This is a genomic window from Streptomyces sp. NPDC006193, from assembly GCF_040613915.1.
Taxonomy (GTDB): domain Bacteria; phylum Actinomycetota; class Actinomycetes; order Streptomycetales; family Streptomycetaceae; genus Streptomyces.
This window is the reverse complement of record NZ_JBEXTB010000039.1, coordinates 1-16,842: the sequence shown is the minus strand read 5'-3', so window position 1 is coordinate 16,842 and position 16,842 is coordinate 1. Positions and strand designations below refer to the sequence as shown.

General features: G+C 73.8%; 14 protein-coding genes. 7 read left to right on the top strand and 7 right to left on the bottom strand.

The features are described from left to right. Nucleotides 1-109: 109 nt before the first annotated feature. The gene (locus ABZ261_RS26780; RefSeq protein ID WP_356863447.1) at nt 110-679 is read left to right on the top strand and encodes a GNAT family N-acetyltransferase; all 570 of its coding nucleotides are present in this window, start codon (nt 110-112) and stop codon (nt 677-679) included. Between the two features lie 52 nt (nt 680-731). Further along, nucleotides 732-1,907, top strand: a complete 1,176-nt coding sequence (locus ABZ261_RS26775; RefSeq protein WP_356863445.1) for a crosslink repair DNA glycosylase YcaQ family protein — start codon at nt 732-734, stop codon at nt 1,905-1,907. Between the two features lie 31 nt (nt 1,908-1,938). Here the strand turns inward: ABZ261_RS26775 and ABZ261_RS26770 are convergent, their stop codons facing one another. From ABZ261_RS26770 to mtnA, 7 genes are all read right to left on the bottom strand, one after another. Continuing rightward, nucleotides 1,939-2,685 carry a response regulator transcription factor gene (locus tag ABZ261_RS26770; RefSeq protein WP_356863443.1) on the bottom strand — a complete coding sequence of 249 codons (747 nt, stop codon included), beginning with the start codon at nt 2,683-2,685 and terminating at the stop codon, nt 1,939-1,941. Between the two features lie 203 nt (nt 2,686-2,888). Next, a complete protein-coding gene (gene raiA / locus ABZ261_RS26765; RefSeq protein ID WP_356863441.1) occupies nt 2,889-3,614 on the bottom strand; it encodes a ribosome-associated translation inhibitor RaiA in 726 nt (241 codons plus the stop codon). 276 nt (nt 3,615-3,890) lie between these two features. Beyond that, nucleotides 3,891-4,757: a ComF family protein gene (locus tag ABZ261_RS26760; protein WP_356863439.1), complete on the bottom strand. Its 867-nt coding sequence runs from the start codon at nt 4,755-4,757 to the stop codon at nt 3,891-3,893. Between the two features lie 278 nt (nt 4,758-5,035). Further along, nucleotides 5,036-6,772 (bottom strand): LpqB family beta-propeller domain-containing protein, encoded by a 1,737-nt coding sequence (locus tag ABZ261_RS26755; protein WP_356863437.1) that lies wholly within the window; start codon nt 6,770-6,772, stop codon nt 5,036-5,038. 85 nt (nt 6,773-6,857) lie between these two features. Next, nucleotides 6,858-9,062 carry an MtrAB system histidine kinase MtrB gene (gene mtrB, locus ABZ261_RS26750; RefSeq protein ID WP_356863435.1) on the bottom strand — a complete coding sequence of 735 codons (2,205 nt, stop codon included), beginning with the start codon at nt 9,060-9,062 and terminating at the stop codon, nt 6,858-6,860. A 1-nt stretch (nt 9,063) separates the two neighbouring features. After that, on the bottom strand, nt 9,064-9,753 hold the full coding sequence (mtrA, locus tag ABZ261_RS26745; protein WP_187279108.1) for a two-component system response regulator MtrA: 690 nt from the start codon (nt 9,751-9,753) through the stop codon (nt 9,064-9,066). 4 nt (nt 9,754-9,757) lie between these two features. Beyond that, nucleotides 9,758-10,900: an S-methyl-5-thioribose-1-phosphate isomerase gene (gene mtnA, locus ABZ261_RS26740; protein WP_356863433.1), complete on the bottom strand. Its 1,143-nt coding sequence runs from the start codon at nt 10,898-10,900 to the stop codon at nt 9,758-9,760. 141 nt (nt 10,901-11,041) lie between these two features. Between mtnA and ABZ261_RS26735 the strand changes: the two genes are divergently transcribed. Genes ABZ261_RS26735 through ABZ261_RS26715 form a run of 5 tightly spaced genes read left to right on the top strand, consistent with a single transcriptional unit; the run spans nt 11,042 to nt 16,691 of the window. Continuing rightward, a complete protein-coding gene (locus ABZ261_RS26735; RefSeq protein ID WP_356863431.1) occupies nt 11,042-12,415 on the top strand; it encodes a glycerophosphoryl diester phosphodiesterase membrane domain-containing protein in 1,374 nt (457 codons plus the stop codon). A 4-nt stretch (nt 12,416-12,419) separates the two neighbouring features. Continuing rightward, a complete protein-coding gene (locus ABZ261_RS26730; protein ID WP_356863429.1) occupies nt 12,420-13,199 on the top strand; it encodes a DUF4129 domain-containing protein in 780 nt (259 codons plus the stop codon). Beyond that, complete coding sequence (locus tag ABZ261_RS26725) at nt 13,196-14,392, top strand: DUF4350 domain-containing protein (protein WP_356863427.1); 1,197 nt, start codon at nt 13,196-13,198, stop codon at nt 14,390-14,392. Before ABZ261_RS26730 ends, ABZ261_RS26725 begins: the two co-directional genes overlap by 4 nt. Then, the gene (locus ABZ261_RS26720) at nt 14,392-15,381 is read left to right on the top strand and encodes a MoxR family ATPase (protein ID WP_356863425.1); all 990 of its coding nucleotides are present in this window, start codon (nt 14,392-14,394) and stop codon (nt 15,379-15,381) included. Before ABZ261_RS26725 ends, ABZ261_RS26720 begins: the two co-directional genes overlap by 1 nt. After that, nucleotides 15,381-16,691: a DUF58 domain-containing protein gene (locus tag ABZ261_RS26715; RefSeq protein WP_356863423.1), complete on the top strand. Its 1,311-nt coding sequence runs from the start codon at nt 15,381-15,383 to the stop codon at nt 16,689-16,691. The genes ABZ261_RS26720 and ABZ261_RS26715 overlap by 1 nt, the downstream gene beginning before the upstream one ends. Nucleotides 16,692-16,842: the final 151 nt, after the last annotated feature.

The window sequence follows — 16,842 nt, the reverse complement described above, 5'->3', positions numbered from 1 at the left end:
TATGCGGATAGTGCCGCATCGGGACACGGATTCGCACGAAACGTGATCGGCCCGTCACGCGACAGGAAAAGGAATGGCTCCGCACGGGCGTGCCGAGCAGAATCGGCCGATGGAACCCGTCACGCTCACCACGGACCGTCTCCTGCTGCGCACCGTCGGGCCCGACGACACCGACGCGGTGTACGCGGCCGCGCAGGACCCCGACATCCAGCGCTGGACGCTGGTTCCCGCTCCCTATCTGCCCGAGCACGCCACCGGCTTCACGGAGCGGACCGTGCCCGACGGCTGGGCCCAGGGATCCGTGTTCACCTTCGGCGTATTCCTGACCGGCGGTGAACTGGCCGGCATGCTCGCCCTGACCATGCGCTCCCTGGGCACGGCCGAGATCGGCTTCTGGGCGGCCAGGGAGCACCGCGGCCGCGGCTACGTCACCGAGGCCACGCTCGCCGCCTGCCGCTGGGCCTTCACCGAGGTCGGCGTCGACCGGGTCGAATGGCGCGCCGAGGTCGGCAACCACGCCTCCCGGGCGGTGGCCGAACGCGCGGGCTTCACCCTGGAGGGCACCCTGCGCTCCGGCCTCGACAACAAGGGCGTGCGCCGGGACTGCTGGATCGGCTCCCTGCTCCCCTCGGACCTGGGCCTGCCCTCGACCGCGCCGTACCTGCCCGCCCGTTCCTGAGGAAGGCGCAGCCCGTGGCGGGCTGTCAGTGGCAGCCTCTATCGTCCGACGCATGACCACCCTTCCGCGCCCCCTCGCCACCCTCACCGCGGACGACGCCCGCCGGATCGTGCTGCGGGCCCAGGGCCTGCTCGGCGCGCCCGACCGGCGCGCCGGCGTCCGCGGAGTGTTGCGCCACCTCGGCGCGGTCCAGCTCGACACGATCTCGGTCCTCGCCCGCTCCCACGAGCTCGTGCCGTACGCGCGCCTCGGCGCCGTCGGCCGCAAGGCCGTGGAGAGCGCGTACTGGACGGGCGCCCACGCCTTCGAGTACTGGTCGCACGCGGCGTGCATCCTCCCCGTCGAGGAGTGGCCGCACTTCGCCTTCCGCCGCCGCGCCTACCGCGACCGCCCGCACTGGAACCACGAACTCCCCGACGGCGCCTACGACCAGGTCATCAAGCAGTTGCGCACCGAGGGCCCGCTGACCGCCACGGAGCTGGGCGGCGCGAAGAGGACGAGCGACTGGTGGGACTGGTCGGGCGCCAAGGTCGCCGTGGAGCGGGCGCTGATGTACGGCGAGGTGGTGTGCGTGGAGCGGCGCGGCTGGAAGCGGGTGTACGACCTCGCCGAGCGCGCCATCCCGGACGCCCTGCTCCACGACGAGCTGGACGACGCCGAGTGCCTGCGCCGTCTGGTGCGGCTGGCCGGCCAGGCCCTCGGCGTCGGCACCCGCGCGGACATCGCCGACTACCACCGCCTCAAGGGCGAGCAGGTCGACGCGGTCATCGCCGACTCGGGTCTGGTGCCGGTGGAGGTCGAGGGCTGGGGCAGGCCGGCCTGGGCCGACCCGGCGGCCCTGGCGACCCCTCCGCGCGGCCGGCACCGCACCACGCTGCTGTCCCCCTTCGACTCACTGGTCTGGGAGCGGGCGCGCACGGAGCGGATCTTCGGCTTCGCCCACCGCCTGGAGGCGTACGTCCCCAAGCCGAAGCGGGTCTACGGCTACTTCGCGATGCCGGTGCTCGCGGGCGGCCGGCTGGTCGGGCGTGTCGACCCGGCCCGCGAGGGCCGGACGCTGGTGGCCAGGCAGGTCACCCTGGACGGTGTGAAGGCGGTCCCGGCGGTCGCGCAAGCCCTCGTCGAGGCGGCCTCCTGGGTCGACTGCACCGACGTGCGCGTCGAACGCGTGGACGCACCCGAACTGCGCGAGCCCCTCACCCGGGAACTGGCCGGGCTGCTCGGATAGGAGCCGTGGGACGGGCGCCGGCCGACAGGCGCTAGCGGATCTCCAGGATCTTCTCGCGCATCGCGTAGACCACGGCCTCCATCCTGGAGTGCAGCTGCAGTTTCTCCAGGATGTTGCGGACGTGGTTCTTCACGGTGTTCTCGGAGATGAACAACTCTTTGGCGATGTCACGGTTGTTCATGCCCGTGGCGACGAGCTTGAGCACCTCCAGCTCCCGGTCGGTGAGCCGGGGCGCGGGTACCAGCCGGCGCTCGTCGGTGCGCTGGATCATCGACTTGAACTCGGTGAGGAGTTTCGACGCCATCGACGGACTGATCTGCGACTGCCCGTCCGCCACCGCGCGGATGGCCGTGGCCACCTCGTCGGTCGAGATCTCCTTGAGGAGGTATCCGGTCGCGCCCGCCTTGATCGCGTCGTAGAGGTCGGCCTCCTCGTCGCTGATCGTCAGCATGATGATCTTGGCGCTGGGGGCGACCTCCTTGATGGAGGTGCAGGCCTCGATACCGCCGCGCCTGGGCATGCGGACGTCCATCAGCACGATGTCGGGCAGCAGGTCGGCGGCCTTGTCGACGGCCTCGGCCCCGTCGCCCGCCTCGCCGACGACCTGGATGTCCTCCTCGGCGGCGAGCACGATCTCCAGGCCGCGCCGGAAGAGGGCGTGGTCGTCCACCACCAGGACTCTGATCGGCTCCTTGCGTGCAGAGCCCGCGTCCGGGTCCACGCCGATGACAACGTCGTCGGCGTCCCCGTCCCGCATCGGTCCGAAGGTGTCCGCCATCGTTCCTCCCCCTGAAGGCTGTGGCCTGTGGTCCTGTGCCATCGCCAACCCAAGGCAGCGGCCCACCGGTTGGGCCGGTCCGGTCATGATTTCATGCCCGGACGGCACCGAGGTGACGTGCGAGGTGTGAAGTGGTCGCACACCGGTGCCCCTGGGGGCGCACACGCGCTCCAGGGGCACCGGTTCGGCTTCGGCCGGGCGGATCAGCCGCCCAGCGTGCCCCCTGCCTCGTGGGGCTGCGCCTCGGTGACCATCGGGTCCGTGCTGAGGTGGATGACGCCGTAGTCATAGGCGTGTCGCCGGTAGACGACGCTCGGTTCCTTCGTCTCGGCGTCGACGAACAAGTAGAAGTCGTGGCCGACCAGTTCCATCTCGTAGAGGGCCTGGTCGAGGCTCATCGGGGAGGCGACGTGGGTCTTCTCGCGGACGACGAGGGGGCCTTCGCCCTTGATCTCCAGCGAACCGATCTTCTTGGTCGGCACTCCGTCCGTCTCCTCCTCGTGGACGGGGAGGCCGTTGCTGTCGAGCGTGGCCACGCCGGGGACGTGGTCGGCGACCTCTGCCGCCGGGATCCGGCGCGCACCTCGGCGCGAGAACCGCTTGTCGTGCTGCTTGCGCAGCCGGGCATCCAGCTTCTCCGCGGCCAGATCGAGTGCCGCGTACGGGTCGCTGGCCGCTGCCTCCGCCCGGATCACCGGACCGCGGGAGCGGAGCGTGATCTCCACTCGGTCACAGCGGTCGGCCTGTCGGGGGTTGGGCTCCTTGGACACCTCGACGTCGAGGCTGATCACCTTGCCATCGAGCTTCTGGATCTTCTCCAGCTTCAGCTTCTCGGCCACGTGCTTGCGGAACCGCTCGGGCACCTCGGTCTTGCGGCCCTTGACGACGATGTCCACGCAGAACTCCGTTCCCGGATCGCTCCGCTGCATCGGCGGAGCATCTCCCTTGTGCACCAGGCCCGGTGATCACCGGGCCTCGGACTTGGTGACGTCCACCTCCTCCTCCCCCATGGGCGAGATCTCACCCCACCGGTGCGGGTGATTGCAGAAAAACCGCAGCACGGCATTCGGATATGAGAGGTGTGGCCTGCGCCTTTCCTCACACCGAACATATCTCGCCCGGACGGATGGCGTCACCCTCTACTGCGGCGTACCTCCGTTCCAGTGAATTGCCCTGGCACTACCTGCAACGATGCAAGTTGACGGTCAGTTCCTGCCTATTGCGAAAGAATCCCGCGGAGCGGCGACCACCGCCGCATGGAGCGTCTCCCCGAGGGCGTGACGCGCCGCAATTTCCGGTGCAAGGTGCACCCACTTTCCCCTCTCCGGCCGTCCGTTGATCCTTCGTTCTCCCCTACCTTCCCGAGTTGCGGCCTCGTACACGGACGTTGCGCCATCACGGCGGAACGCCGCCGCCTCGCGCACCGCGCGCGCCGCCTCCGCGAGACTGGCGCCCGTCGTCATCAGGTCGTCGACGAGCACGACACGCCCACCGCCGAGCAGCCGGCCGCCTCCCGCGGCGACCTCCAGGGCCCCCGCGAGGTTCTCCAGACGCCGCCGCGCGTCCAGTTCGGCCTGGTCCGCCACGGCCCGCCGCTGACGCAGCACGGCCGCCACCCGCGCGGGCGTCCCTGTGCGCCGCAGCTCCCGGGCCGCCGCGAGCGCCATCCGCCGTACCGGATCGTGCCCGCGCGCCCGCACGGCCCACGGGGCGGAGGGCACGGGAACCAGCAGCACCGGTCCACACGGCCGTCCGGCCGGCCCGTCACCGGCGCCGGCGCCGCCGAGCCCCGCCCGCACGGCGCCCGCCAGCGCCGTGCCCAGCACGCCCGTGAGCACCAGCGCACCCCGCTCCTTGTGCGCGAGCAGCAGCGCACGCACCGCGTCCCCGTACGGCGCCACCGCGTGCACCGCCGGCAGCCCGGCCGGCTCCGGCGCCGGGCGCACCCGCCGCGACGCGCCGCCGTCCAGCGCGGCACGGCACCGCGGGCAGAGCGCCGTACGAGGTGCTCCGCAGCCCGCGCAGTCGGCCGGCAGCACCAGGTCGGCGAGGTCCTGCCACCACCTCCGCATGCCCACCACTGTGCCCGCGCCGCCGCGGCCCGGCCACCCCTGTGGACAACGCCCTGTGGACGACTCGGGGCGGCGCGCGCAGCCCCGCACCCGTGTGAGGGAAGCACCGGCGCGAGACCGGGGACGGCACGGTGCGCGCAGGGGGGGAGCGGCGAGCCCGGGAAGCCCGTGTCCGCGAAAGCGCCGCCGGACAGCGGCGCCCGGTGGACCCGTCCGGCCCCGGACGCCGCGTTGTCAACCCGCTGTCAGCCCGTAGTCAGCCCGTTGTCAGCCCGTTCTCAGCCCGGGTAGACCGGGGCCGTGCCCTCCTTGTCGATCTTCTGCCACTGGGTGCCGGACGGCAGACGCACGACCCCGTCCTCCGAGTACGCCACCAGCGGCGCCCGCTCGTCCTCGGACGCGGCGATCGCCTTGACACCGGGAAGCGCGCCCGGCGCCGGGCCGTCCAGCGCGGAGCCGTCGATCTGGACGTACCGCATCTGCTGCACGCCCCCCTGCTCCTGCCCCACGACGAGCAGTCTGCTCCCGCCGGCCCAGGAGACGGCGCTGACCTGCTCGAGGTCCGGCGCCGCCGACCGCAGCCCGTCCACCGCTGTCTCCTGCCCGTCTCCCCCGCCCCGCCGGATCCGGCCGAGGAACAGGGACCGCTTGCCGCCCTTCGCCACGACCAGCGCGATCCGGACGCCGTCGCCGGCCACCCGCGCGTCCTCGATGCGCCCCGACAGGTGCGGGACGGCGACCGGCTCCGGCTCGCTGGCGCCCTCCTCCAGGACGAACAGCCGCGGCCGGTGCGGGTCGCGGTCGGCCACCCACAGGTCGCCCCGGGCGTCCCAGCTGGGTGTGGTGAGCCGGTCCGCGGGGGACGCGCCGGCGCTGGTCAGCACCGGGTCGCCGAGCGAGCCGCCCGACGCCAGCGACGACACGTACAGCGACCTGCCCCCGTTCCCGACGCCGGCCGCGGTGCGCTCGTCCCGCGACACCGCCGCCGACTGCAGTTGCCGGCCGCCGTCGCCGAACGGGCCCGGCACCGCGACCGCGCCGGTGCCCGTGCTCCTCATGGGCATCCGCACCAGCCGGCGCTTGCCGTCGAGGAAGTACAGGTACTCGGGGCTCCTGGCCGACCCGAGCCAGGCGGCGGACTCGGCATGCTCCTCGTTCAGCTCGCACAGCCGGTCGCCGCCCGCCCCGCGCAGTTCCACGGACTCCAGCGTCGGGGCCAGGTTCCGCAGGGTGAACAGCACCTGTGTCGCCATCTCGGAGCAGGTGCGCGCGGCGACCCGGGACGCCTTGAGGTTCAGCGGCACCGTCACCTTGTTCTGGTCGTCCGGCGCCAGCCCGGACACGCCCTTCTGCAGTGCCGTCCCGGCCGGGAAGCTGGACCTGACCACCGTCCCGAGCCAGGCGGTGGGCCCCTTGAGCAGCGAGCGGACCATCTGCGTCATCGGGTCCACCTTGCTGCGCACGAACACCGGATCGGCGACGGCCGCCGGCTGCCCGGTCGCCCCGACCGCCGTGCCGGAGGCGTAGTAGTACTTGTCGACGGACCGGTAGTTCCGCTGGAAGTCGGACTTGCCCATGACGACGCCGTCGGGCAGCCCGTCGATGCGCCACTGCCCGTTCTCGGGGTTCTTCGTCAGGTGCAGCTTCCTGCGGTAGGGGCCGCCGGCGGGCCGGTACGCCTGCTGCGCGTCGACCGTGGCGACCTGGGTGCCGGTCAGCACACAGGTGGCGCTGTTGGTCTCCTCCCGGCCGCCCGGGACGCAATCGGTCGTGATGCTCGGCCCGTTCGCGAGCACGGTGGTCGACCGCTCCGGCCGCCAGGCGCTCGCCGCCTCGGACGTCAGGTACTTGCGCGCCGTGTCGTACTCGGGGTCGTCGCTGGTGAGGGCCTCCAGGAAGCCCTGCATGATCTCGCCCGGGCCGGCGCCCTCGGCGGGCGGCACGGCGAACACCCGGACCCCGGTGTCCTGCAGCGGTGTGGACTCCACGTCGCGGAGGTCCCCGTTGTCGGGCATCGACGCGCAACCGGCCAGCAGAACGGCCCCCAGAACGGCGCACGCCGCCGCGCGCCCAGGCCGCCGCCATGCGCCCCCTGTGCGGTCAGCGGCCACGAAATGCCTCCCCAGCCTCGGTCGAGTCCTCCTGTGCGGCCGCGTCCGGCCGGTGCGGGTGGCCGTGGCCCGCCGCATCCGGCCGCTCCGCGCCCTTGCCGGGCGCCGGACGGACGCCGGACGCCGGTTCCGCGGCCGGTGCCGGTCCCGCCGCCGGTGCCGCGGCCGCCGCGGGCTGGTCGGCCGGGCGCCGGGCGCCGCCGGCGGGCCGGGGCACCACGCGCGCGCCGTTGCCGCTGCCGGGCAGGGCGGTCGGGTCGGCGGCCGGGGTGACGCCGGCCAGGTGCGGTCCGATCGCCGTCCGCGGCGGCAGCGCGGGCGCCTGCGCGCCCCCCGGCTGCACCGGAACCGTCGCCCGCTTCTCCTCGCCGCCACGGGGCGCGCCGGCGTCGCCGAGGCCGCGGTTGCGGCGCGAGTCCTTGGGCTCCAGCGGGATCGGCGAGCCCCGCAGCGGCTCGTCCGCGGTCCTGGGCAGCGTCAGCCGGAACTGGGAGCCGCCGCCCGGTTCCCCCCAGGCCTGCAGCCAGCCGCCGTGCAGCCGCGCGTCCTCCAGGGCGATCGACAGCCCGAGGCCCGTGCCGCCGGTGGTGCGCGCGCGTGCCGGGTCCGCCCGCCAGAAGCGGCTGAAGACCCGGGTCGCCTCGCCCGGCTTCAGTCCGACGCCGTAGTCGCGCACCGCGACGGCCACCGCCCCGCCCGCCGCGGCGAGCTTGACGACGACGTCCTTGCCCTCGCCGTGCTCGACGGCGTTGACGACGAGGTTGCGCAGGATGCGCTCCACGCGCCGGGCGTCCGCCTCGGCGACGACGGGCTGCTGGTCGCCGAGGACCCGTATCCGCGTGCCCTTGCGCTCGGCGAGCGGCTCGGCGCCGCCGACCACCCGCCTGACGACCTCCCTCAGGTCGATCGGCTCGGCCTCCAGCGCCGCCGCGCCCGCGTCGAAGCGGCTGATCTCCAGCAGGTCCGCGAGCAGCGACTCGAACCGGTCCAGCTGGTCGGCGAGCAGCTCGGCCGACCGGGCCGTCACCGGGTCGAAGTCCTCGCGCGCCTCGTGGATGACGTCGGCGGCCATGCGGACCGTGGTCAGCGGGGTGCGCAGCTCATGGGAGACGTCGGAGACGAAACGCCGCTGCATCCGCGACAGGTCCTCCAGCTGCCCGATCTTTACCTGCAGGTTCTGCGCCATCTTGTTGAACGCCTCACCGAGGCGCGCGATGTCGTCCTCGCCGGTGACCTTCATCCGCTCCTGCAGCCGCCCGGCCGACAGCCGCTCGGCGATCCCGGCCGCCATCCGCACCGGCGTGACGACCTGCCGCACCACCAGCCAGGCGATCGCGCCCAGCAGGACCACGACGAACAGCCCGGCGGTCGCCAGGGTGCCCTTGACCAGGCTGAGGGACTTCTCCTCCTGCGTGAGCGGGAAGAGGTAGTACAGCTCGTACGGGCGGCCGTTCGGGTCGTTGACCTGCTTGCCGATGACGAGCCCCGGCTGGGAGTCCTTGCCGTTGTAGTAGACGATGCGCGTGTAGCTCTGCGCGGCCGTCATGCCGCTGTTGACCCGCTCCCGCAGGTCGCCGGGCACGCTGGACGTCGGGTCGACGTTGCCGGAGCCGCGCGGGCTGCGCCCGCCGCCGCTGTCGTCGCCCACGGGCAGCGTGACGACGTCGAAGGCGCCCGCGCCGCCGCTGGACAGCGACTCGACGAGGTCGCTCATCCACTGGATGACGTTCTGGGACTGCCGCCCGTCCGGGGTCGCCGTGCCGTCACCGGCACCGGTCCCGGCGGCGCCGCCCGTGCCGGTCGCGCCGGCCGCCTCGTCGGCCTTCTGCTTGGCCACCGCGAACCCGCCCGTGGCCTGGCTCTGCGAGGCCTTCACCTTCGCGTCCAGCAGGCCGTTGCGCACCTGCCCGATGACCACGAAGCCCAGCAGCAGGACGACGCCGAGCGACATCAGCAGGGTCGTGGCGACCACCCGCAGCTGGATGTTGCGCCGCCACAGCCGCATCAGCGGCAGCAGCGGACGGCGGACCCAGCGCAGGAGCAGCCGCAGGACCGGACTGCCCTGGACGCCGCCCCGCACCAGCCCGCCCTCGAACAGACTCCTCAAGCGCGCACCCGCCGCCGCCCGGCCGACAGGCCGCCCCGGACGGGCCCCGGGCCTCCCGGGTGCCGAAGCGGCACTGTCCCCGGACATGTCAGCTCGGTCCGGCCTTGTAGCCGACGCCACGGACGGTCACCACGATCTCCGGACGCTCCGGGTCCTTCTCGACCTTGGAACGCAGCCGCTGCACGTGCACGTTGACGAGCCGCGTGTCGGCCGCGTGCCGGTAGCCCCACACCTGTTCGAGCAGCACCTCGCGCGTGAACACCTGCCACGGCTTGCGCGCCAGCGCGACCAGGAGGTCGAACTCCAGCGGGGTCAGCGCGATCGACTGCCCGTCCCGCTTCACCGAGTGCCCGGCGACGTCGATGACCAGGTCGCCGATGGTCAGCTGCTCCGGCGCCGGCTCCTCCGACCTGCGCAACCGCGCCCGGATCCGCGCCACCAGCTCCTTGGGCTTGAACGGCTTGACGATGTAGTCGTCGGCGCCGGACTCCAGGCCCACCACCACGTCGACGGTGTCGCTCTTGGCCGTGAGCATCACGATCGGCACCCCGGACTCGGCCCGGATCAGCCGGCACACCTCGATGCCGTCCCGTCCGGGCAGCATCAGGTCGAGCAGCACCAGGTCGGGCTTGGACTCACGGAAAGCGGCCAGCGCCTTGTCGCCGTCGGCTACGAAAGACGGCTCAAAACCTTCACCACGCAGCACAATGCCGAGCATCTCGGCCAGTGCGGTGTCGTCGTCGACGACAAGGACTCGTCCCTTCATAAACGACATCATCCCATTAGCTAATCGTTACTTGGCGTGACCTGGCACACAGCTCCTCGAGAGCCTCCGCGGTCACGGGTGAAACGGCTCCCTCCTCGGTGACGATGGCCGTCACCAGCTCGGGCGGCGTCACGTCGAACGCCGGGTTGTACGCCTGGGTCCCCAGGGGGGCCACCGGAACACCGCCTCCTGCTCCGGTCACCGGCACCTGGGGCGCCGTGACCTCGGTCACCTCGAAGCCGGGGCGCTGCTCGACCTCGATGGACGCCCCGTCCGGGGTGTCCGGATCGACGGTCGTGACCGGCGCCACCACGATGAACGGCACATGGTGGTACCGGGCCAGCACGGCGAGCGGGTAGCTCCCCACCTTGTTCGCCACCGAGCCGTCGGCAGCGATCCGGTCCGCGCCGATCAGCACCGCGTCCACCTCGCCCGCCGCGAACAGGGAACCCGCCGCGTTGTCGGTGAGCAGGGTGTACGCCATGCCGCTGCGGGCCGCTTCGTACGCCGTCAGGCGAGCACCTTGCAGCAACGGGCGCGTTTCGTCCACCCACAGCCGCCGCAGCCGCCCTTCCCGGTGGGCCGCCAGCGCCACCGCGAAGGCCGTCCCCTCCCCGCCCGACACCAGCGACCCGGTGTTGCAGTGGGTGAGGATCCGGTGCCCGCCGCCGGGCAGCAGCTCGTCCAGCAGCGCCAGCCCGTGCGCGGCCATCCGCGCACTGGCCTCCGCGTCCTGCTGGTGCAGGGCCCGTGCCGCGGCCAGTGCCGCCACCGCGGCGGCGGTGGGGTCGCCGGTCCGGGCCAGCTCCGCCTGGTGCGCGGCCTGGGCCCGGCGCACACCCACGGACAGGTTCACCGCGGTGGGCCTGGCCTCCTCGAGCGCCCGCGCCGCCTCCGCCACCTCGAAGCCCCGTGCGGCGGCGAGCGCGACGCCGTACGCCCCCGCGATGCCGAGCAGCGGCGCTCCGCGCACCGCGAGCGTACGGATCGCCTCCACCAGTGCCGGCGCGTCCGTGCACACCAGCTCGACCTCTTCGGCCGGAAGCCTCGTCTGATCGAGAAGGACCAGTACGGGACCCTCGGGTGGTTCCTCCCATCGGATCGCCGGTATCCCGGTCGGCCGCTTGTCCTCGCCGGTTCGCGCCTGCTGATCAGCCATGCGGTCAGTCTGCCCTGGATCCGGCGGACAATTGAAGGGTGCGCCGCCCCCACCACGGCCGGCCCCCCGATGACCGGCACATGGCACGATGGCTGCCAACCTGCCGCCGCGACCGCGGACGGGCACCGAGAAGGAGCTTCGATGACTGACACTCCGGGCTGGGCCTCGCCCGGATCCCCGTCGCCCGAGGGGCGGGAACCCGGTGCGTCCGGCCCTGCCGGGTCCGCCGGCCGCCCCGGCCCCGCCGAGCCCGCACAGCAGCCGGGCGCCGGCCCGCAGGGCCCCGGCGGGAAGTGGTCCGAGGAGCAGCCGCCGCCCGGCCAGTGGTCCGCGCCGACCGGCGCGCCGAGCCCGGAGCAGGCGCCGCCCCCGCCGCCCGGCCCGGGCTGGGGCGCCCCCCAGCCCGGCGGACCGGTTCCCGGCGGGTACGGCGGCCCGCCCGCGGGAGGCCCGCCGCCCGGTTACGGCGGTCCCGGCGTCCCGGGCCCCTACCCCGCCTGGGGCGGCGGCTGGGGCGGCCCCCCGCCCGCCGCCAAGCCCGGTGTCATCCCGCTGCGCCCGCTCGGCGTCGGCGAGATCCTCGACGGCGCCGTGTCCACCATGCGCACCTACTGGCGCACCGTCCTCGGCATCGCGCTGGCGGTCGCTGTGCTGACGGAGACCGGCCTCGTCCTCCTGCAGGGCTTCGTCCTCGACGACGCCCTCGGCACCACGTCCCTCGACAGCCGGAACGCCACGCCCGACGAGGTGTTCCGCGCCCTGCGCACGACCATGATCGGCACCGGTCTCGTCACCGTCGTCTCCGTGGCCGCCATCATCGTCGCGACCGCCCTGCTCACGACCATCACCAGCCGCGCAGTCCTCGGCAGGCCGGTCACCACCGGGGAGGCCTGGCGCGAGGCACGCCCGCAGCTCCCGAGACTGGCCGGCCTGCTGATCCTGCTCGGCCTGATCGTCGCCGGTGTCGTCGTCGCCGGGGCGCTGCCCGGCCTGCTGGTGCTGCTCACCGGCGGCAGCGAGGCCGGCGGAGCCGCACTGCTCGCCCTGGGCGTCCTCGCGGGCGTCGTCGTCGCGGGGTGGCTGGCCATCCGCTACAACCTGGCCGCGCCCGCCCTGATGCTGGAACGGCAGAGCATCACGAAGGCCATGAGCCGTTCCGCCAGGCTGGTACGCGGCTCCTGGTGGCGCGTCCTCGGCATCCAGCTGCTCGCCGGGCTGATCGCCAACATCGTCTCGTCGATCGTCACCATCCCCTTCGCGGCCGTCGGCGCCGCCGTGAGCGGCGACGACATGGGCAACATCCTCGCCACCGGCAACGGCCACGTCGGCTGGGCGTTCCTGATCATCCGCGGGATCGGCTCCCTGATCGGCACCACGCTCACCCTCCCGATCAGCGCCGGCGTCACCGTGCTCCTCTACATCGACCAGCGCATCCGCCGCGAGGCCCTCGACCTGGAGCTGGCCCGCGCGGCCGGCGTCCAGGGCTACGGCGCCGGCCCCGTCCCCGGGAGCTGATGCGGTGAGCCTCACGGGGGGTTTCCTCCCGGCGGCGGCCCCGCCCGGAGCCGCCGCCACGGCCGTACGGGGCCTGCTGCGCGCGGCGGGCACGGCCCGGCCGGCCGCGGGCGGCTCGGACGACGAGCCGCCGCTGACCATCCCGCGCGACCCCGCCCGGGAAGCGGCCCGGCGCGAGCTGTCCCGGCGGATGTACCACGAGAACGACCCGAGCCTGCTCCAGCGCGCCCTGGACGCCTTCTGGGAGTGGGTCGGCCGGCTGTTCGGCTCGGCCGCCTCCGCGACGCCCGGCGGCACGGTCGGCCTGCTCGTCGTGATCGTCTTCGTCGTCGCCGTCCTGGGCGCCCTGCTGTGGCGCCTCGGCACCCCGCGCCGCGGCCCCGCCTCGGCCGCGGCCCTCTTCGAGGACCGCCCCCGCAGCGCCGCCGAACACCGCGCGGCCGGCGAGGCGCACGCGGCCCAGGGGCACTGGAACCAGGCGGTCCAGGAGCGCATGCGGGCCCTCGTCCGCTCCTTGGAGGAACGCGCCCTGCTCGACGTACGTCCCGGCCGCACCGCCGACGAGGCAGCCGCCGAGGCCGGCCGTGTCCTGCCCGCGCACGCCGACCGGCTGCGCGCCGCGGCCCGGGAGTTCGACGACGTGACGTACGGCGGGCGCCACGCGAGCGAACAGTCGTACCACCGCGTCGCCGAGCTCGACCGTGACCTGGAGCGCGCCCGGCCCAGCCTCCCGAGCAGCGCCGCCGCCACGGACCGCAGCACCCGTCCGGGGGCCGTCGAGTGACCACGGAAGCCACCCCCGCGCCCACCTCCACCGCGCCCACCGGCCGCCAGGTCCGGACGCGCGCCCGCGGCATCGCGCTCGCCGTCGTCCTGCTCCTTGCCGCGGCCGTCGCCATGGCCGCCGTACGCTCCGCCAGCCGGCACGGCGAGCTCGATCCGCGCTCCGCCGACCCCTACGGCAGCCGTGCCGTCGCCCGGCTCCTCGCCGAACGAGGGGTCTCCACGCGCGTGGTCGGCACGCTCGGCGCGGCACGCGCCGCCGCCGGCCCGGACACCACGCTGCTGGTCGCCGTGCCCGACCTGCTGACCCACCGTCAGCAGACCCGGCTGCACGCGGCGACCGCGTCCTCCGGCGGACGGACCGTGCTGGTCGCCGCGGGCAGCTGGTCCGTGGAACGGCTCGCCCCCGGGGTCACCGCGGACCCCGCCACCAGCCTGCGCTCCACACTCACCCCCGGCTGCACCCTGCCCGAGGCCCGCCGAGCCGGCAGCGCCGACACCGGCGGCATCCGCTACACCACCAGCCACCTCGACGCCGACGCCTGCTACCGCAGCGAGCGCCTCGCCACCCTGCTGCGCGTCCCCGCGGCCTCCGGGGGCGGTGACACCGTCGTCCTCGGCGCGCCCGACATCCTCTACAACGACCGCCTCGACGAGCAGGGCAACGCCTCGCTCGCCCTCCAGCTCCTCGGCTCCCGCCCTCATCTGGTCTGGTACCTCCCCTCGCTGTCCGACACCCCCGCCACCGACACCGGCGACCGGAAGAGCCTCCTCGACCTGCTGCCTCCGGGATGGCTGTGGGCCACCTTTCAACTGTTCGTCGCAGCCGCTCTCGCCGCCCTCTGGAGGGCGCGCCGCTTCGGCCCCCTCGTGCCCGAGAGACTCCCCGTCGCGATCCGCGCCTCGGAGACCGCCGAAGGCCGCGCCCGTCTCTACCGCAACGCCAACGCCCGCGACCGCGCCGCCGCCGCACTGCGCGCCGCCGCCCGCACCCGGCTGGCCCCCCTCGTCGGCGTCCCCCCGGCCCAGGCGCACACACCCGAGGCCCTGCTCCCCGCCCTGTCCGCCCGCCTCACCGATGCCGGGCAGACCCTGCACCCCCTCCTCTTCGGACCGCCGCCCGGCGACGACGCGGCCCTCATCGCACTCACCGACCGACTCGACGCCCTCGAAAGAGAGGTACGCCGTTCATGATGGACCCGACCACTGACAACGCCGGGCGGAGCGGGGACGCGGACACCGCCCGGGCCTCGCTGGAGGCCCTGCGCGCCGAGATCGCCAAAGCCGTGGTCGGCCAGGATCCCGCCGTGACCGGCCTCGTCGTCGCCCTTCTCTGCCGTGGACACGTCCTGCTCGAAGGAGTCCCCGGGGTCGCCAAGACGCTGCTCGTCCGCGCCCTCGCATCGGCACTCGAACTCGACACCAAGCGCGTCCAGTTCACCCCCGACCTGATGCCGAGCGATGTCACCGGCTCGCTCGTCTACGACGCCCGCACCGCGGAGTTCTCCTTCCAGCCCGGTCCGGTCTTCACCAACCTCCTCCTCGCGGACGAGATCAACCGCACCCCGCCCAAGACCCAGTCGTCCCTGCTGGAGGCCATGGAGGAACGCCAGGTGACGGTGGACGGCCTCCCGCGCCCCCTGCCCGAGCCGTTCCTGGTCGCCGCCACCCAGAACCCGGTCGAGTACGAGGGCACCTATCCCCTCCCCGAGGCGCAACTGGACCGCTTCCTGCTCAAACTGACGATCCCGCTGCCCTCCCGCCAGGAGGAGATCGACGTCCTGACCCGCCACGCCTCGGGCTTCGACCCCCGCGACCTGCGCGCCGCCGGCGTACGCCCCGTCGCCGGCCCCGCCGACCTGGAAGCGGCCCGCGCCGCGGTCGCCGGGACGACCGTGTCCCCCGAGATCGCCGCCTACGTCGTCGACATCTGCCGTGCGACCCGCGAGTCGCCCTCCCTCACCCTGGGCGTCTCCCCGCGCGGCGCCACCGCCCTGCTCGCCACCTCGCGCGCCTGGGCCTGGCTGACGGGCCGCGACTACGTCATCCCCGACGACGTGAAGGCCCTGGCCCTGCCGACCCTGCGCCACCGCGTCCAGCTGCGCCCCGAGGCCGAGATGGAGGGCGTGACCGCAGACTCGGTCATCCACGCCGTCCTGGCCCACGTCCCGGTCCCGCGCTGATGGCACTCACCGGACGCGCCGCGCTTCTGGCGGCCCTCGGCTCGATCCCCGTCGGCATCCTGGAACCCAGCTGGACGGGCATCCTCGCGGTCGACGGCCCGCTCGCCCTGGCCTGCGTCTGCGACTACGCGCTCGCCGCGCCCGTACGCCGTCTCCTGCTCACCCGCTCCGGCGACACCTCCACCCGTCTCGGCGAGACCGCCGACGTCACGCTCACCATCACCAACCCCTCCCGTCGCCCCCTGCGCGCCCGTGTGCGCGACGCCTGGCCGCCCAGCAGCTGGGAGCCGGGCACCGAGGTGGAGGCGTCACGCCATCGGCTCACCGTGCCTCCGGGCGAACGGCGGCGCGTCACGACCCGGCTGCGCCCCACCCGCCGCGGCGACCGTCAGGCCGACCGCGTCACGATCCGCTCCTACGGTCCTCTCGGCCTCTTCTCGCGCCAGGGAACTCACCGGCTGCCCTGGACGGTACGAGTCCTGCCCCCGTTCACGAGCCGGAAGCACCTCCCCTCGAAACTCGCTCGATTGCGTGAACTGGACGGCCGCACCAGCATGCTGACCCGCGGGGAGGGGACGGAGTTCGACAGCCTGCGCGAGTACGTGCCCGGGGACGACACCCGATCCATCGACTGGCGAGCCACCGCCCGGCAGTCCGCCGTCGCCGTCCGCACCTGGCGCCCGGAGCGCGACCGGCACATCCTCCTGGTCCTGGACACGGGCCGCACCTCGGCGGGCCGTGTGGGCGATGCTCCGCGCCTGGACGCGTCCATGGACGCGGCACTGCTCCTCGCGGCCCTCGCCTCCCGCGCCGGCGACCGGGTGGACCTGCTCGCCTACGACCGCCGGGTACGGGCCCTGGTCCAGGGCCGTTCGGCGGGTCACCTGCTGCCGTCTCTGGTCGGCGCGATGGCGACGATCGAACAGGAGCTCGTCGAGACGGACGCCCGCGGCCTCACGTCCACGGTCCTCCGTGCGGCACCGCGGCGCTCGCTGATCGTGCTGCTGACGACGCTGGACGCGGCACCCGTGGAGCAGGGCCTGCTGCCCGTTCTTCCGCAGCTCACCCAACGCCACACGGTCCTCGTCGCCTCGGTCGCGGATCCGCACATCGCCCGCATGGCGAAGGCCAGGGGCACCGTCGATGCGGTGTACGAGGCCGCCGCTGCCGCGCAGGCACAGAATGAGCGGCGACGCACCGCGGAACAGCTCCGCCGGCACGGGGTCGTCGTCGTGGACGCGCTCCCGGAGGACGTGGCGCCGGCGCTGGCCGACGCGTATCTGGCCCTCAAGGCGGCTGGGCGACTGTGAACCCGCTCGTCGCCGGTGCCGGCCGTGGAGCCGGTCCGCCGAAATGCCCCCGGAATGCAGAAAGCCCCCGCATCGGATCGATGCGGGGGCTTCCCTCAACAATTGTTCGGCGGCGTCCTACTCTCCCACAGGGTCCCCCCTGCAGTACCAT

Bases quoted from the DNA above. Each gene is read 5' to 3' on its own strand.
- ABZ261_RS26770 (WP_356863443.1), bottom strand. From the start codon at position 2,685: ATGGCGGACACCTTCGGACCGATGCGGGACGGGGACGCCGACGACGTT.
- ABZ261_RS26780 (WP_356863447.1), top strand. From the start codon at position 110: ATGGAACCCGTCACGCTCACCACGGACCGTCTCCTGCTGCGCACCGTC.
- ABZ261_RS26720 (WP_356863425.1), top strand. From the start codon at position 14,392: ATGGACCCGACCACTGACAACGCCGGGCGGAGCGGGGACGCGGACACC.
- mtrB (WP_356863435.1), bottom strand. From the start codon at position 9,062: ATGTCCGGGGACAGTGCCGCTTCGGCACCCGGGAGGCCCGGGGCCCGT.
- mtrA (WP_187279108.1), bottom strand. From the start codon at position 9,753: ATGATGTCGTTTATGAAGGGACGAGTCCTTGTCGTCGACGACGACACC.
- ABZ261_RS26775 (WP_356863445.1), top strand. From the start codon at position 732: ATGACCACCCTTCCGCGCCCCCTCGCCACCCTCACCGCGGACGACGCC.
- raiA (WP_356863441.1), bottom strand. From the start codon at position 3,614: ATGCAGCGGAGCGATCCGGGAACGGAGTTCTGCGTGGACATCGTCGTC.
- ABZ261_RS26755 (WP_356863437.1), bottom strand. From the start codon at position 6,772: ATGCCCGACAACGGGGACCTCCGCGACGTGGAGTCCACACCGCTGCAG.
- ABZ261_RS26760 (WP_356863439.1), bottom strand. From the start codon at position 4,757: ATGCGGAGGTGGTGGCAGGACCTCGCCGACCTGGTGCTGCCGGCCGAC.
- ABZ261_RS26715 (WP_356863423.1), top strand. From the start codon at position 15,381: ATGGCACTCACCGGACGCGCCGCGCTTCTGGCGGCCCTCGGCTCGATC.
- ABZ261_RS26735 (WP_356863431.1), top strand. From the start codon at position 11,042: ATGACTGACACTCCGGGCTGGGCCTCGCCCGGATCCCCGTCGCCCGAG.
- mtnA (WP_356863433.1), bottom strand. From the start codon at position 10,900: ATGGCTGATCAGCAGGCGCGAACCGGCGAGGACAAGCGGCCGACCGGG.